The 15,339-nt window shown below is 68.5% G+C and carries 15 protein-coding genes; 7 read left to right on the forward strand and 8 right to left on the reverse strand.

Going from position 1 to position 15,339, the window contains the following annotated elements; all coding sequences use genetic code 11:
- The first annotated feature begins 101 nt into the window (after positions 1-101).
- Positions 102-1,322, forward strand: coding sequence for a polyhydroxyalkanoate depolymerase (locus VGC56_RS15980; protein WP_464126467.1), 1,221 nt, complete (start codon positions 102-104; stop codon positions 1,320-1,322).
- Between the two features lie 502 nt (positions 1,323-1,824).
- Here VGC56_RS15980 and VGC56_RS15985 read toward each other — a convergent pair.
- The 6 genes from VGC56_RS15985 to VGC56_RS16010 form a co-directional block, all read right to left on the reverse strand.
- Positions 1,825-2,076, reverse strand: a complete 252-nt coding sequence (locus VGC56_RS15985; RefSeq protein ID WP_464126468.1) for a hypothetical protein — start codon at positions 2,074-2,076, stop codon at positions 1,825-1,827.
- A 162-nt stretch (positions 2,077-2,238) separates the two neighbouring features.
- Positions 2,239-3,180: a M23 family metallopeptidase gene (locus VGC56_RS15990; RefSeq protein ID WP_464126470.1), complete on the reverse strand. Its 942-nt coding sequence runs from the start codon at positions 3,178-3,180 to the stop codon at positions 2,239-2,241.
- A gap of 137 nt (positions 3,181-3,317) precedes the next feature.
- Positions 3,318-4,127, reverse strand: a complete 810-nt coding sequence (locus VGC56_RS15995; protein ID WP_464126472.1) for a ferritin-like domain-containing protein — start codon at positions 4,125-4,127, stop codon at positions 3,318-3,320.
- Complete coding sequence (locus VGC56_RS16000; RefSeq protein WP_464126474.1) at positions 4,124-4,747, reverse strand: retropepsin-like aspartic protease family protein; 624 nt, start codon at positions 4,745-4,747, stop codon at positions 4,124-4,126. The genes VGC56_RS15995 and VGC56_RS16000 overlap by 4 nt, the downstream gene beginning before the upstream one ends.
- A gap of 51 nt (positions 4,748-4,798) precedes the next feature.
- Positions 4,799-6,379 (reverse strand): secretin N-terminal domain-containing protein, encoded by a 1,581-nt coding sequence (locus tag VGC56_RS16005; RefSeq protein WP_464126475.1) that lies wholly within the window; start codon positions 6,377-6,379, stop codon positions 4,799-4,801.
- A gap of 92 nt (positions 6,380-6,471) precedes the next feature.
- Positions 6,472-7,593 (reverse strand): S53 family peptidase, encoded by a 1,122-nt coding sequence (locus VGC56_RS16010; protein ID WP_464126477.1) that lies wholly within the window; start codon positions 7,591-7,593, stop codon positions 6,472-6,474.
- A gap of 731 nt (positions 7,594-8,324) precedes the next feature.
- On the opposite strand from VGC56_RS16010, the gene VGC56_RS16015 reads away from it, so the two are divergent.
- The 4 genes from VGC56_RS16015 to VGC56_RS16030 are packed head-to-tail and all read left to right on the forward strand — an operon-like array spanning position 8,325 to position 11,321.
- Entirely contained in the window at positions 8,325-9,119 is a 795-nt protein-coding gene (locus VGC56_RS16015) for an energy transducer TonB (protein WP_464126479.1), read from the forward strand.
- A 1-nt stretch (position 9,120) separates the two neighbouring features.
- A complete protein-coding gene (locus VGC56_RS16020; protein WP_464126481.1) occupies positions 9,121-9,777 on the forward strand; it encodes a hypothetical protein in 657 nt (218 codons plus the stop codon).
- A 51-nt stretch (positions 9,778-9,828) separates the two neighbouring features.
- On the forward strand, positions 9,829-10,704 hold the full coding sequence (locus VGC56_RS16025; RefSeq protein ID WP_464126483.1) for an energy transducer TonB: 876 nt from the start codon (positions 9,829-9,831) through the stop codon (positions 10,702-10,704).
- The gene (locus VGC56_RS16030) at positions 10,701-11,321 is read left to right on the forward strand and encodes a trimeric intracellular cation channel family protein (RefSeq protein WP_464126485.1); all 621 of its coding nucleotides are present in this window, start codon (positions 10,701-10,703) and stop codon (positions 11,319-11,321) included. Before VGC56_RS16025 ends, VGC56_RS16030 begins: the two co-directional genes overlap by 4 nt.
- Here the strand turns inward: VGC56_RS16030 and VGC56_RS16035 are convergent.
- Together VGC56_RS16035 and sppA are read right to left on the reverse strand one after the other, a co-directional pair.
- Positions 11,309-11,863: an arsinothricin resistance N-acetyltransferase ArsN1 family B gene (locus VGC56_RS16035; protein ID WP_464126487.1), complete on the reverse strand. Its 555-nt coding sequence runs from the start codon at positions 11,861-11,863 to the stop codon at positions 11,309-11,311. The two genes, VGC56_RS16030 and VGC56_RS16035, sit on opposite strands and share 13 nt — an antisense overlap.
- A complete protein-coding gene (gene sppA / locus VGC56_RS16040; RefSeq protein WP_464126489.1) occupies positions 11,860-13,737 on the reverse strand; it encodes a signal peptide peptidase SppA in 1,878 nt (625 codons plus the stop codon). Before sppA ends, VGC56_RS16035 begins: the two co-directional genes overlap by 4 nt.
- Positions 13,738-13,979: 242 nt before the next feature.
- Here sppA and groES point away from each other — a divergent pair, with 242 nt between their 5' ends.
- Both groES and groEL read left to right on the forward strand, forming a co-directional pair.
- Positions 13,980-14,267, forward strand: coding sequence for a co-chaperone GroES (groES, locus tag VGC56_RS16045; RefSeq protein ID WP_464126491.1), 288 nt, complete (start codon positions 13,980-13,982; stop codon positions 14,265-14,267).
- 70 nt (positions 14,268-14,337) lie between these two features.
- A partial coding sequence (gene groEL, locus VGC56_RS16050; protein ID WP_464126493.1) for a chaperonin GroEL occupies positions 14,338-15,339 on the forward strand: 1,002 nt, incomplete at its 3' end.

The raw sequence follows: 15,339 nt of genomic DNA on the forward strand, positions 1-15,339 counted from the left end.
TGGCGGGCCCTCGGCTCAATGGTCGGCCGGGCGGGAGCCTTCGCCGCCATGCCGGGTTTATCGGTTGACCGCCCCCGGTGCGGGCCCCATGTGGAGAGCAGATGCTCTACGACGCCTATGAAATGCAGCGTTCGCTGCTCGCCGGAGCCAGCACACTCGCCAATATCGGCGCCGGTTGGTTCCAGAACCCCGCAAACCCATTCGCGTACAGCCACATGGGGCCCATCGTCGCGTCCGCGCTCGATGTCTTCGCCCATGCGGCGGCGCCCCGCGGGAAGCCCGAATTCGGGCTGGGCCAGACGATCGTCGATGGCCGCAAGGTCGCGGTCACCGAGGAGATCGTGCTGAGGAAGCCGTTCGGCCAGCTCAAGCGCTTCCGCCGTGAAGGCGTCGAGGGCGGGCCCCGCCTGCTCATCGTCGCGCCGATGTCCGGCCATTATGCGACGCTGCTGCGCGGCACGGTCGAGCGGATGCTGCCCCGCCACGACGTCTACATCACCGACTGGCGCGACGCGAAGCTGGTGCCGACCGATGCCGGCCGCTTCGATCTCGACACCTATATCGATTATCTGATTTCCTTCTTGGAGCACATTGGGCCGGGCGCGCACATGCTGGCCGTCTGCCAGCCCTCCGTGCCCTGCTACGCCGCCGCCGCGGTGATGAGCGCCGACAAGCACCCGGCCCGCCCCCGCACCCTCACCATGATGGGCGGCCCGATCGACACAAGGAAGGCGCCGACGGCCGTCAACACGCTGGCGACGCAGCGGCCCTTCGCCTGGTTCGAGAACAACGTCATCGCCACCGTCCCCTACACCTATCCGGGCGCCGGACGGGCGGTCTATCCGGGCTTCCTGCAGCTTGCCGGCTTCATGGCGATGAATTTGGGCGACCACCTCACCAGCCACTGGGAGATGTTCAAGCATCTCGTCGACGGCGACGGGGAAGGCGCGGACGCGACCAAGCGCTTCTACGAGGAATATCGCTCGGTCTGCGACATGACGGCCGAATTCTACCTGCAGACGGTCGACACCGTGTTCCAGCGCCACCTCCTCCCCAAGGGCGAGATGATGCACCGCGGCCGCCGAGTCGATCCGGCCGCGATCACCGACGTCGGCCTCCTGGCCATTGAGGGTGAGCGCGACGACATTTCGGGGATCGGCCAGACCAAGGCGGCGCTCGACATCGCGACGAAGCTGCCGACCAGGCACCGCAAATACCATCTCGCCAAGGGCGTCGGCCATTACGGCATCTTCAACGGCTCCAAATGGCGCGAGCGCATCGCCCCGGTCGTCGAAGACTGGATCGCCGCCCACGACGGGTGAGGGTCGTTCCGACGAAAGATCTGCGCACCGGCAACTCCCCCGTTCGTCCTCGTCCTCCCTGTCGGCGGAGCCGATGGGGAGGGGGACCGGACGAAGTCCGGTGGAGGGGCCGTCCTGACTCAGCAAGGCCCCTCCACCGCGTTCCGCGGTCCCCCTCCCCATGAGGCTGCGCCTCACAGGGAGGACTGAAAGTCGATACGGCCGAGGCCATCGACGAGCTCAGCCCGAGCCGCGCGGGTGACACAGGTGGAAGCTTGTAAGGTAAGTCGCTGCGGTTCTTGAATAATTGCCCGCCGCCCCCATCTCCCCCTCACTGTTCAACAACTGAAAGGAGGTGGTCTGATGTCTCATTGTCCCATGCCGAACGCGGCGGATCGTCTGAGCGCAGCCTCCACGGGGGCTCGCGCCTGAAGATTACGGCCGCTTTCGGCTGACAATGCAAAAGGCCGTCCGGGCAACCGGGCGGCCTTTCGTCGTTTCAGGCTGCGTCGGTCGCGGCGCCTCAGGCGTTCTCCGCCTCCAGCGCGGCGAGCACCATCCGCTCCCACATGTCGGCGTCGCCGGCCTCGGCCATCGCCGGATCGGGCTCGCGCAGCGTCCGCAGGATCGAGCGCGCGTCCTCGGCATAGTCGCGCCAGGTCGCATCGACCCGGTCGCCGGCCGACTTCTCGTCGCCTTCCGCGTTAATGCTGGCGACCCGCCCGGCGATGACGCGGGCGATCCGCTCCACGATCGAGGTGTTCGACACCGGCATTGGGATCCTCCTTCGTTTCGAGACGACAACCAAGGAAGGCGCGAAAGGGTTTCCGCCCGACCCGAGGATAAGCGGAGCCCCCAAGTCAACCGCAGCCCAAAGTATAAGGGCCGCTCCCTTTCGGAAGCGGCCCCCGGCCTTTTAGCCTCTCCGTAAAAAGGATCAGTCGGCGCTCTCGGGGCCGCCGACGGCGACGCGGGTGGCGGCGGCGGCGCGGCGCTGCACCGACTGGAGATATTCGCCGGACTGCAGGAAGGGGATCGGGTTGACCGCCTTGCCGTCGAGGCGAACTTCGTAATGGAGGTGGCTGCCGGTCGAGCGGCCGGTCGAGCCCATATAGGCGATGAGCTGGCCGCGCTTCACATGCTGGCCGGCGGAGACGATGTAGCGCGAGAGGTGGCCGTAGCGGGTCTGGATGCCGTGGCCGTGATCGAGCTCGACGAGGTTGCCATAGCCGCCGCTGTTCCACTCGGCGCGGCCGACGAGGCCGTCGGCGGTGGCGTAGATCGGCGTGCCCATCGGACCGGCGAGGTCGATCCCCGGGTGCATCGCGGCGCGGCCCTTGAAGGGGTCGGAGCGGACGCCGAAGCCCGAGGTGAAGTTGGTGTTGTGGACCGGCTCGGTCGACGGAATGGCGATCGTGCCCTGCTCGAGCTGCTCGAGCTTCTTCCAGCTCATGAACAAAGCCTTGAAGTTCGGATCGGCGGCGTGGGCGGTCTCGACCGGCTCGTACGGGCCGCCGACGCCGGTCGCGGCGACGCGCTCCGGCTGCAGGCCCAGGCGGCGGATTTCGGCCTCGGTGACGCTGTAGCGCTGCTGCGCCACCGCCTTGATCGCCTTGACGTCCGCCTGCATCGCCTGGACTTCGCGCTGCATGCGCACGACGTCGGCGGGATTGGCCGGGGTGCCGGCGACGGCGAGCTGGGCGGTCGCGAAGATCGACCAGAAGAGAAGAGTGATGGCGGTGAGGACGACGAAGAGCTGGAGGCCCGGGGTCACCCGGAAGCGGCGCAGCGACTTGCCGTCATGAAGGAAAATATCGCGGGACTTGAACAGCTTGCGGAACGTTCCCGTAAGGCCTGCGTTGGTCGTCGAGATCGGCACTAGCTATCCTCATCTGGCTCGTCCGGAACACGGACAGGGTCCGCGCGGACGCGCCTAAAAACTTCGTGGCGAGAGCGGTTTAGACCCTCAAATCCGTCAGGAGTTGCCCCCTCCGCGACTGGATGGCTGGGAGACTGTTAAACATATCCTTCCGCGGCAAGCCCGGCGTAGTAATCGCGGGACAGACCGGCTTCATCGCGCGCCGAAGCGTTGAACGGAGGCTTCAGGCTGCCCCGGAAATGCAGCGCCACCAGTCGTTGCCACTCCGAAACAGGCCCGATTCTGCGCGATTCACAGGCCCATCCGAACCATTTCGTGCCGACCGAGACGTGGCGGATTTCATCGCGATAAATGCGCCCCAGGATCGTCGCGGACGGCGCGTCGCCGGCGGCCTCGAACCGGGCGATCGTCGGCGGCGTGACGTCCAATCCGCGCGCCTCCAACACCATCGGCACCACGGCGAGACGGGCGAGCGGATCGTGCGCCGTCGCCTCTGCCGCCTCCCATAAGCCCGCATGGGCCGGCATCGCCCCGTAGAACGAGCCGAGCGCCTTCAATCGCCGGTCGAGCAGCGCGAAGTGCATCGCCTCATCGGCGCCGACGCTGATCCAGTCGTCGGCGAACGCCCTCGGAAAGCCGCCGCCGAACCGCCCGGCCATATCGAAGGCGAGGTCGATGGCCGCGAACTCGATGTGCGCCAGCGCGTGCAGCATCGCGATCCGCCCCCGCTCCGACCCGCCACGCCCGCGCTTCGGCATCGCCGAGGGCGCCAGCAGCTCCGGCCGCGCCGGCCGTGCGGGCGCAGCGGGCATAATCACATCGAAACGGTGCGCGAGCTCGCCCCGCCGCCAGGCGCGGGCGGCGGCGCGTGCGGCCTTGACCTTGTCCAGCGGCTCGGCGGCGAGGAGGACGTCGCGGCAGGCCTCGGCCAGCGTTGCCCCCGTCACGCCGTGTTCTTCGCGGACGTCTGGGGATGGTGCGGGACGAGGATCAAAGTCTTGCCCTCCACGCGCCACGAGGCGAGCTTGGAGAGGAAGTTCATCCCCAGCACGTCCATGTCCCCGAAGGCCGGCGACACCACCACCTTGAGGTTGCGCGCGACGACCGTGCCGATGCGCAGCTCCGGCACCGACGCCGTCTTGGCCGGCACCGCGCCGTTGGCGGTCTGGATGATCACCGGCACCGGGTCGATGTCGCTCTTCAACCCGGCTTCGGCCGCCGTGGCGGTGGAGAGCGCGGTCACCGTCGCGCCGCTGTCGATCAGCATCCTCCGCGGCACGCCGTTCACCGAGACGTTCGCGAAGAAATGCCCGTTCTGCGCCATGCGGATGCGCACCTCCTTGCCGACCACTTCCTGATCATCGAGGTGCAGCCGCTCCGTCAGGCTGCCGAGCCAGGGGCTGAGCGGCGCCCGCTCCACGATGACGATCGCCGCGACGGCGACGAGCGCCAGCGAGAAGAGGATGCGGATCGCCCCGCCCACATACGGAATGCGGGTCAGCATCGCGATCAGCAGGAAGGCGCCGCAGGCGAGCAGGACGGGGGTCAAGGGGATGGTGTGGAACATGGCTGCAGCCGATGTAGTGCACGCCCCCCCCGCTGGGGAGGTGCGCGCGGCTTATTGCGGCTGGACCGGCGCCGGCGCGGCTCCGCCGAAGGTGACGGTGGTGGTCGTCGTCGGCACCAAAGTCACGTTGGAGCCCGGCGCGCGCGGATCGACGCGGTGGACGATGTGCGGCGTGACGACGATGTAGAGCTCGGTCTTCGAGCTGGTCTTGCGGTCGGTGCGGAACGCCTGGCCGAGCAGCGGGATGTCGCCGAGCAAAGGCACCTTGGTCTTGGTGCTGATCACGTTCTCCTGGCTCAGCCCGCCGATGATGAACGCGTCGCCGTCGCGCACCGTCGCCGAGGTCTCGGCCTGTCGCTGGCTGATCGTCGGGTAGCCCTGGCTGAAGCCGGTGACGCTCGAGACGACGCAGAAGACGTGGCTGGAGACGAAGCCGTCGGCGCTGACCCGCGGCGCGATCTGAAGCGTCACGCCGACATTCACATATTGGACCTGCTGGCTCACCCCGTTGACACCCGAGAGGGTGATGGCGGTGAGGATCGGCAGCGCGTCGCCGGTGATGATCTTGGCCGTCGATCCACTCTGCGCGGCGATACGCGGCTTGGAGACGATGCGCCCGTTGCCCTTCTGGATCTGGGCGTAGATCGCCGCCTGCACGCTGGCGCTGAACAGCCGCCCGCCCTCGCGGATGCCCGGCGGGATGAACTGGCCGGTCTGGCCGGTGATGACCGCGATCTGGCCGTTGGAATTGGCGAAATCGATGCCGACCGCCCGCGCCCCGCTCTCGGTCAGCTCGACGAACTGGGTCTCGAGCACCACGCTGTCCAAGGGCACGTCGATCGTGTCGATCATCCGCTTCATGCGGGCGATGTAATCGGGCGATCCGCGCAGCCAGACGGCGTTGAGGCGGCGGTCGATCGCCATGCCGGCATCGATCGACTGTCCGAGCGGCATGTCGTCCGAGCCAGGCGCCCTCGCGGTCGGGCCGGGATTGTAGCTGCTGCCGGTGAGGCTGTTCGACCCGAAGGCGGGCTCGCGCGGTACGAACAGGTCGTTCGACTTGACGCTGGCGGCGGTGCTCAGCAGGCCGACGATCTCGCTGACGTCGGCATATTTGAGCTGGACCAGTTCGAACGTGTCGCCGGCGGTGTAGCCGAGCGGCGTCGGCACGTCGCTGGCGACGACTCCGGGCCCGTCGCCCTTCACCGTCACGGCGGGCGCGCTGGTCGAGACGGTGACGTCGATGGTGCGGTCGCCGCTCGCCGTTGCGGTGACGCTCGCGGGGGCGCTGACGGTGAAGCGAAGGATCAGGACCGTCTCGACCTGGTCGAACGTGATCTGATGGACGAGGCCCTTAAGCCCCGGCGGGGTGATTGCGCTCGGCCCGCGCAACGTCAGCGCAAGGCCGAGGGCAGGGCGGTTCACGTCGTTGCCGACCGGGGCGAAGCCGTGGGCGCGGGGATCGAAGGCGAGCTGGAGCCGGGTCTCGGTCGGCGAATCGCTCAGCACGGTGACCTTGGTCAGCGACGAGGGAGTCGGCGTCTGCGCCCCGGCCGGTGCGGCCCAGGCAAACAGAAAAAGGAGGAGAAGGAGCAGGCCCCCGAAGAGCGAGCGCTCCGGCAATCGGTTCACGGGCGGTCCAGCTGGTTTGGCAAGATGTTGAGAGGCTTAAGGAAAGGAGCGGGCCTGGGCAAGCCCGGGGCCCGCTCCTCCTTAGGCAGGCCTTAGAACGGCGCGGTGCCGTTCGGGGTGCCGTTGCCGGTCGGGCCGTCATAGCCGACGCCCGCGGTGCAGAAGTAGGTGCCGCCGCAGGTGCCGTTCGAGCCGCTCGTCACGTCATTGAGCGACGCCTTGTTGGCGTAGATCGATGCCGCGCCGGTCGGGGTGTGGCCGGTGACGCCGTAGATGCCGCCGATCAGCGGGGCCGAGACGCTGGTCCCGCCGAAGACGAGCCAGCCGGAAGCCCGGCGGCTGGTCGGGCCGTAGACCGCGACGCCGGTGTTGGGATCGCCCACCGCCGAGACATCGGCTTCGACGCGCATCGTGCACAGAGCGTCGGTCTGGAAGCTGGGCTTCGCATAGACGGTGCTGCAGCCCGAGCCGCCCGAGGTCCAGGCCGTCTCGCTCCAGCCGCGGGCGTTCGAGGCGCGGACGAGATGGGTGCCGCCGACCGCAATGACGTGCGGCGAGGAGGCGGGGAACTGCGTGCCGTAGCCCGAGTCGCCGGTCGAGACGGTGACCGCCTTGCCCGGCTGGTTGTAGGCGGACTCATAGGTGGCCGAGCCGCTCTCGCTGCCGCCGTAGCTGTTCGAGATCACGGTCACGCCCGGCATCGCAGCGGCGGTGCGAACCGCGGCGGCGAGGTTGGCCAGCGTCGCGCTGGTCGCCTGGACGAGGACGATCTTGCAGCCCGGGCACATGGCGCTCGCCATGTCGATATCGAGCGCCTGCTCCTGGCTCCAGCCGGTGTCGGTGGCAGGATAGCTGCCCTGGACGCCGCTCTGGTTCACCTTCTTGAAGCAGCCGTTCGCGGTCGTGCAGGCTGGGAGGCCGTATTGCGAGCGATAGACGGCGAGGTCGGCTTCCGCGTTCGGATAGCCGTAGGCGTCGACGATCGCGATCGTCGTCGTGCCGTTGCTGGTGATGTTGTAGGCCGAGCGGAGGTCGGTCGGGCCGTAGCCGGAGGGAACGACGTTCGGCGTCACCTGGCCGTTCAGTTCGTTGCCGCGCGCGTCGGTGACGACATGCGCATGGCAGCGTGCCGTGCCGTTCGGATTGCCGCGGGCGCAGGCCACCTTGTGGTAGACGTTGCCGCTCCGCTCGAGCTGATCTTGCGCACTTGCCACGGTGCCCATCGTCGCGCCGCAAACCAGCGCGAGGGCTGCTAGCCCCCATTTCCTAACATGCATTTTGTTACTCTCCCGTTCGCGGCCAGGACGACCGCGACGAGGATGCTGACAGGCATTTTCCTAAATGCAAGCAGCCACTTAGGCCTTCCGGAAAATTAACGCCATTTTAGGTGCTAATGACGACGAGCCGTGCCGGGAAGAGGACGACTAGTGCGACGGCAGGGGAACCGTCATTTCGCTTTTCGATGGTATTTTTTCAGTCTCCATAGAAAAGGCAGGAGACGCTGGTCTACCCCTCGACTGGTCACGAGCCGTCGCAGATTCGTGCAGCGCCTCACCTGACTTTCTAATGCGTAAAAACTACAAACCCACGCTCAAAGGTCATCGAAGCGCCGTCTCAAGATTACGACGGCGTTAACCTTTTCGTGCGGCCATCGCCAATCCGAATCGCGAATCCTCTATGCGGGACTTGCGCTCGTCTCGGCCACAACTGCCGTCGCGCTTGCGACTGCGAGACGCGGGATGATCCTGTTCATCCCCGATGCTGTGGAACCAGCACCGGGTCAGGTATGATGAATAGGTGATTTCGGCTTGGCAACAGTGTTTCTACGGCCCCAACCTAAATTTTTGTTCATCTGCCGCGACTTGCCCCAGCCTCCGAAAGCCTCGGCGCACACGCACGTCAGCGCTGATTGCGGAGAGGGCCCGGCCGATCCATACCGGTGGCAATGCCGATCCTCGCTGCCCTCCTCGCCGCCCTCGCCGCTCCTGCGCCCATGCCCTCCACACCCCATTGGCGCGTCGATTGGGGCGAGCCGCGCTGCATGCTGATTCGCGAGGGCGGCGCCAGCGATCCTTATCTTGCGATCCGCTACGTCCCGGGTGAGCGGCGTCCGGAAATCTGGATCATCGATCCCCGCTGGAAGGCGCGCTCGTTCGGAAACACCGGCGCGATCCGGCTCCTGCTCCGGCCCGATGCCGGCGAGCCGGTCGGCCGGTTCCTGTTCCTGCCGGTCGGCAAGACCGGCCGCTATGCGCTCGCCGCGGAAGATGGCGGCGAGGATTTCCTCGACCGCTTCTCCCGCGCCAACGCCGTCGGCCTGCAGCGCAAGGATGGCGAAATCCTGAGCATCGCGACGCCCGGGGCTGCAAAGGCCGTCGCCGCGGTGCGCGCCTGCGAAGACAACATGCTCCGCGCCTGGGGCATGGATCCGGTGGTCTACCGGAGCCTCAGGGAACGGCCGAAGCCGATCAATGTGGTGCAGTGGCTCGCGCCGTCCGATTATCCGGACTCGGCGGTGCGCGAGGGCGTGTCCGGCGCTTCGGTCACGAGGTTGAACGTTACTGCCGAGGGCAAGGTCACCAGCTGCGCCGTGGTCGTCCCCAGCGGCTCGCCCGATCTCGACAAGGCGACCTGTTCGGGGGCGCTGCGCCGCGGGCGCTACGAGCCGGCCGTCGCCGCCGACGGCCGGAAGGTGGCGAGCCTCGTCATCTTCGTCGTGCGCTGGCAGATCTTCGGCTGAGATGGCGCGGCCGCACCGCCTCCCTATCGCCCTCCCACTCGCCGCTCTCCTCGCGGCGGGCTGCGGCGGGCCGAAGGCGTTGGCCCTGCCCGACGAGCCGGTGGCGCGGGCCGCGACATGCGGCGTCGTCGCGACCGCCACCGCGCGCGGCGCCACCGCCGACATCAAGGCGCCGCTGCCGATCGCGGCCGAGGGGCACATCCTCCACTACGCACTGCTCGCCGCCTCCCCCGACAAGGGCTTCTCGTCCGAAACCGCGGGCGCGGTGGTCCAGCGCATGCGGTCGCTCGAGCCGGAGGTCACCGGGGGTAAGTGGCAGGATCTGGTGCCCGCCTGCCGCGCCGCCTTTCCCGAAGCCGAGAAGAGCGACGCTGCGCTTCCTGCGGACCGGCTCGACGCGCAACTCGGCTGCAGTGGTCTCGCCCAGTTCACCGCGACGGCACTGGAGCCGGCCAAGTCGACTTATGGAGCGCAGCTCGGCGAATATCGCCGCCTCCGGGCCAGGCTCAGCGACAAGATGGGGCCCGCGCTCCGCGCCCGCGCCGGCACCGCTCCGGGGGCGCAGCGCCGCGCCGAGGGCGAGGCGATGGCGAAGATCGTTCGCGCCGGCTCCCCCGTCGCGGTGCTCGCCGCCTGTGCGGCGCGCTTCGGCAGTTAGAGGCGTCGGTTCCGGCTGGGCGACTCGCGCGGTTTTTGTTATGAAGGCGGCATGATCGCCTCGCTCCTCGCCGCGTTCGCGGCCGCCGCTTCGGCCCCTGCCGTCGACTCGCAACCGCATTGGCGGGTCGACTGGGGCGAGGCGCGCTGCATGCTCTTGCGCGAATCGTCGGACGCCGCGCCGGCGCTTGCGGTCCGCGCCGTGCCCGGCGACCCGGAGCCGGAAGTGTGGGTGATCGACCCGCGCTGGACGGCCGCGGCGCTCGGCGATCCCTCGGCCATGCGGCTGGTGCTCGTCGGCGACGGCGGCGCGCCGATCGACCGGCTGCAGCTCCTCCCGCTCGAGCGGACCGGCCGCTACGCGCTTGCCGCGGATGCGCCCGGGCGGGATTTCTTCGCCCGGCTCGGCCGCACCAACGCCATCTCGGTGCAGAAAAAGGGGCTCGAAATCCTTCGCCTGCCGGTCCCCGGCGCCGCCGAGGCGGTTGCCGCGGCGCGCAGCTGCGAGGACGACATGCTGCGCAAATGGGGCGTCGATCCCGCGGCGTTCCGCGGCGTCAAGGCACCGCCCCGCCCAATCTCCCCCCAGCGCTGGATCCGCTATGAGGATTTTCCAGTCTCTGCTCTGAGGGCGAACGAGGCAGGCACGTCGGTCGCCCGCGTCGATGTCGGCACCGACGGAAGGGTGTCGGGCTGCACCATCGTCTCCGGCAGCGGCTCGGCCGAGCTCGACAAGGCTGCGTGCACGGCGCTTCGCCGCCACGCGCGCTTTGAGCCGGCGGTCGGCTCGCAAGGGAATCTGGTCCCCGGCTTCGCCATCCATGCCGTCCGCTGGGCGTCGGTCGGCGACAACCCGTCGCTCCGGACCAGCTCCGAGGCATCGCAGCTTGCGGTAAAGGAGCGGCTTGCCGTAGCGCCGGGGCGGTGACGCCGCTCCCGCTGCTCGATCCCCTATTGCGTTATCTCGACTGGGCCGGCGTCGCCGTGTTCGCCCTGTCCGGTGCGCTCGTCGCCGCCGAGAAGCGCCAGACCCTCGTCACCTTCGCCTTCTTCGCCGTCGTCACCGGCATCGGCGGCGGCACGGCGCGCGACCTGCTGATCGGCGCTCCGGTCTTCTGGATCCACGAGAATGCGACGTTGCTGATCTGCCTCGCCGCGGCCCTGCTCGTCTGGGCGCTGCCGCGGCGGCTGTGGCGCGGCCGGGCCTTGCTGTGGCTCGATGCCGCCGGCCTCGCCGCCTACGCCACCTACGGCGCCGCCAAGGGCCTTTCCTTCGGCGTCGCGCCCTGGCCGGCCGCGGCAATGGGCGTTCTCACGGCCTGTCTCGGCGGCATCGTCCGCGATGTGCTTGCCGGCGAGCCTTCGATCCTCATGCGGCCCGAACTGTACGTTACCGCCGCGGCGCTGTCCTCGGCGCTGATGGTCGGCTTGCTGTCCCTCGGCCTCGACGCGCCGGTGGCGGGGATCGCCGCGGCGCTCGCCGGCTTCGCGCTGCGGGCGGCTGCGATCGGCCGCGGCTGGTCGCTCCCCGCTTACACCAGGTAAGGCCCGCCCACCGCCTCGAGCGGCAGCGGCTCGGGCGGCGGGTCCTGCTCGGTGGCAAGGCCGCGCTGCCACAGCCCCACGTCGAGCCAGCGGCCCAGCTTGTAGCCGACCCGCGCATAGGTCCCCGCATGGTCGAAGCCGAGCCGCTCGTGCAGCCCCACGCTCGCATCGTTCGGCAGCGCGATCGCCGCGATCGCCTGCGTATAGCCCTGCGCGACCAGCGTCTTGAGCAGCGGACGGTAGAGGGCGGTGCCGAGACCGCGGCCCGTGGCCTCGGCTCGAAGGTAGACCGTGGTCTCGACGGCGAAGCGATAGGCGGCGCGGGCGCGGAAAGGGCAGGCATAAGCGTAGCCGGCAAGGCTGCCGTCCTCCGCCTCCCCCACAATCCACGGATAGCGCCCCGTAACCGCCTCCATCCGCCCCCGCATCTCCTCCGCCGAGGGCGGGTCGAGCTCGAACGTCACCGCGCTCGCCGCTACGTAGCCCGCATAGATCGCCGCCACCGCCGCCGCGTCGTCGGGCGTGGCGGCGCGCAGCTTCATCGCAGGAACAGCCCGGTCAGCCAGGCGAAGAAGCCGTTCGCCGCGGGCGCGGCCGGAGCGCCCTGCGGCGGCGCGCATTCGAGGCAGCGGGCCTGGATCGCCGGGCCGGAGACCAGCCGTTCGACATCGCCCATCGCCGCCATCAGCTGCAGCCGCGGCTTCATCGCGATGCGGCTGAACGCGTCGGTCGCCTGGTCCCGCTCGTCGTCGTCGTTGCGCGCCAGGCTGGCGATCAAGCTGTCGGTGAAGCTCGGCTGCTTCTCCAGCCAGGCCGGCTTGGCGTCCTTGGGGTCGATATGGGCGCGCCGCGCTGCATCGGCGATGGCGTCGTCGAGAGTACCGAACTGATCGACGAGGCCGAGCTGGCGCGCGGTCCCGCCGTCCCACACCCGGCCCTGCGCGATCTGGTTCACCCGGTCGACCGGCAGATGCCGGGCGTTCGAGACGAGGGTGAGGAAGCGCCGGTAGGTGCCCTCGACGCCGAGCTGGATCATCTGGCCCGCCTGGGGGGAGGGGCCCTTCATCAGGTCCGGCTCGCCCGACAGCGGCGTCGTCTTCACCCCGTCGGCGCCGATGCCGAGCTTGGCAAGGCTGCCCTGGAAGCTCGGCAGGATGCCGAACACGCCGATCGATCCGGTGATCGTCGAAGGCTCGGCGAAGATGCGGTCGCCCGCCGTCGCCACCCAATAGCCGCCCGACGCGGCGACGCTGCCCATCGACACCACCACAGGCAGCCCCTGCGCCTTGGCGGCGAGCACCCCCTGGCGAATCCGCTCGGAGGCAAGCGCCGACCCGCCGGGCGAATCGACGCGCAGCACGAGCGCCTTCAGATTGCCGCTCCGCATGCCTTTTTCGATGGCGCGGACGATCGTCTCGGCGCCCGCGGTGCCGGGACCGGCGTCGCCGTCGACGATGTTCCCCGCGACGGTGACGATGCCGATATTGCCGCCGTCGTCGCTCGCCGGATTGGTCTCGACCCAGGCCCGCATCGGGATGCGCCGGAAGCTCCCCGGCACCGCCTTGTCGCGCACGCCGGTGATCTGCGCGATCCGCCGTCCGAACGCCTCGCGGTCCGCGACATGGTCGACGAGCCCCGACGCGAGCGCCGCTTTAGCCATGTCGCCGCCCGAGGCCTGGATCCGCGCCGCCGTGTCGGCGACGTAGGTGGCGACCTGCGCCTTGGGCCGCGCCCTGGCGACATCCTGCTGCCACGTCTCCCACAGCGCCCCGGCCAGCGCCTGCGCGTTGAGGCGGGCGTCGGGGGACATGTCGTTGCGGATGAACGGCTCGACCGCCGCCTTGTAGGTGCCGACGCGATAGACGTTGGCAGTGACGCCGAGCTTGTCGAGCAGGCCCTTGTAATAGAGGTTGGTGTGGCCGGGGCCGGTGATCAGCACCCCGCCCATCGGGCTCAGCCACACCTCGCTGGCGTGCGAGGCGAGCAGGTAGGAATCGTCGTCATAGGCGCTGGCATAAGCGAGCACCGGCTTGCCCGCTTTCTTGACCGCGTCGATCGCCGCGCCGGCGTCCGAGAGCGTGGTCTGGCCGCCGCCGGTGAAGATGTCGAGGTCGAGCGCCACCGCCTGGACCCGGTCGTCGGTCGCCGCCGTCTGGAGCGCCTTGACGAGATCCCTGAGGCGCGTCGCGCGGACGCCGCCGGAGCCGCGCACCACGTCCGACGCCTTGGCCTGCGACGGCTGCTCGACGATCGGGCCGGAGAGATCGAGGTAGAGCGCGCCCTTGTCGCCGGAGCCGACGGTCGGCCGCGCGCTCATCATCGCCCACAGGAAGCCGAAGAAAATGAGCATGAGGAGGAGGACGAGCCCGTCCTTGATCCCGACCAGCAGCCGCCACACTTTCCCTGCGAATTTCATGCCTGCCTCACGTCCCACGCCTGCGGGCGAACCACCCGCGCTCTTATCCCTAGATGGAGCCGCGCGGCGCCAGGGGGAAGGCGAAAATTTCGGAGGTCCGCCCTTGACCGCCGATGAACGCCCCTTAGATGGAGCCTGTCTGGCACTCACGCCATGCGAGTGCTAACAAAGTTCAATCCCGCGGCCGCCGCGCACCTTCGGGGGGCACGTGCGCCGCATTAAACCACGAAGAGGTGACGCGCATGAACTTTCGACCGCTTCACGACAGGGTGCTCGTCCGCCGCATCGAGGCCGAGGAAAAGACGGCCGGCGGCATCATCATCCCCGACACCGCCAAGGAAAAGCCGCAGGAGGGCGAGGTCGTCGCCGCCGGCACCGGGGCTCGCAACGAGGCTGGCGAAGTCCACCCGCTCGAGGTCAAGGCCGGCGACCGGGTTCTGTTCGGCAAATGGTCCGGCACCGAGGTCCGCGTCAACGGCGAGGACCTGCTGATCATGAAGGAAAGCGACATCCTCGGGATCGTCGGCTGACTTTCGGGCCTCCGCGCGAAGGCGTGGAGGTGAGACTTTACTGTGACTTTCTGAACAAGGAATCGAAACAATGGCAGCGAAAGACGTACGCTTTTCGCGTGACGCCCGTGAGCGCATCATGCGCGGCGTCGACATCCTCGCCGACGCGGTGAAGGTCACCCTCGGTCCCAAGGGCCGCAACGTCGTCCTGGACAAGAGCTTCGGCAGCCCCCGCATCACCAAGGACGGCGTCACCGTCGCGAAGGAGATCGAGCTCAAGGACAAGTTCGAGAATATGGGCGCGCAGATGCTGCGCGAGGTTGCGTCGAAGACCAACGACCTCGCCGGCGACGGCACCACCACCGCCACCGTGCTGGCCCAGTCGATCGTCCGCGAGGGCATGAAGTCGGTCGCGGCCGGCATGAACCCGATGGACCTGAAGCGCGGCATCGACATCGCCGTCACCAAGGTCGTCGAGGACCTCAAGGCGCGTTCGAAGCCGGTCGCCGGCTCCAACGAGATCGCCCAGGTGGGCATCATCTCCGCCAATGGCGACACCGTCGTCGGCGAGAAGATCGCCGAGGCGATGGAGAAGGTCGGCAAGGAAGGCGTCATCACGGTCGAGGAGGCCAAGGGTCTCGAGTTCGAGCTCGACGTCGTCGAAGGCATGCAGTTCGACCGCGGCTATCTGTCACCTTACTTCATCACCAACCCGGAGAAGATGCAGGTCGAGCTCACCGATCCTTACATCCTCATCCACGAGAAGAAGCTGTCGAACCTTCAGGCGATGCTTCCGATCCTGGAAGCGGTCGTTCAGTCGGGTCGTCCGCTGCTGATCATCGCCGAGGACATCGAGGGCGAAGCGCTCGCGACTCTGGTCGTGAACAAGCTGCGCGGTGGCCTCAAGGTCGCGGCCGTGAAAGCGCCGGGCTTCGGCGATCGTCGCAAGGCGATGCTCGAGGACATCGCGATCCTGACCAAGGGCGAGATGATCTCCGAGGACCTCGGCATCAAGCTCGAGAGCGTCACCACCGCGATGCTCGGCTCGGCCAAGCGCGTGTCGATCGACAAGGACAACACCACCATTGTCGAT

The sequence above is a fragment of the Allosphingosinicella sp. genome, assembly GCF_036403745.1.
Taxonomy (GTDB): Bacteria; Pseudomonadota; Alphaproteobacteria; order Sphingomonadales; family Sphingomonadaceae; genus Allosphingosinicella.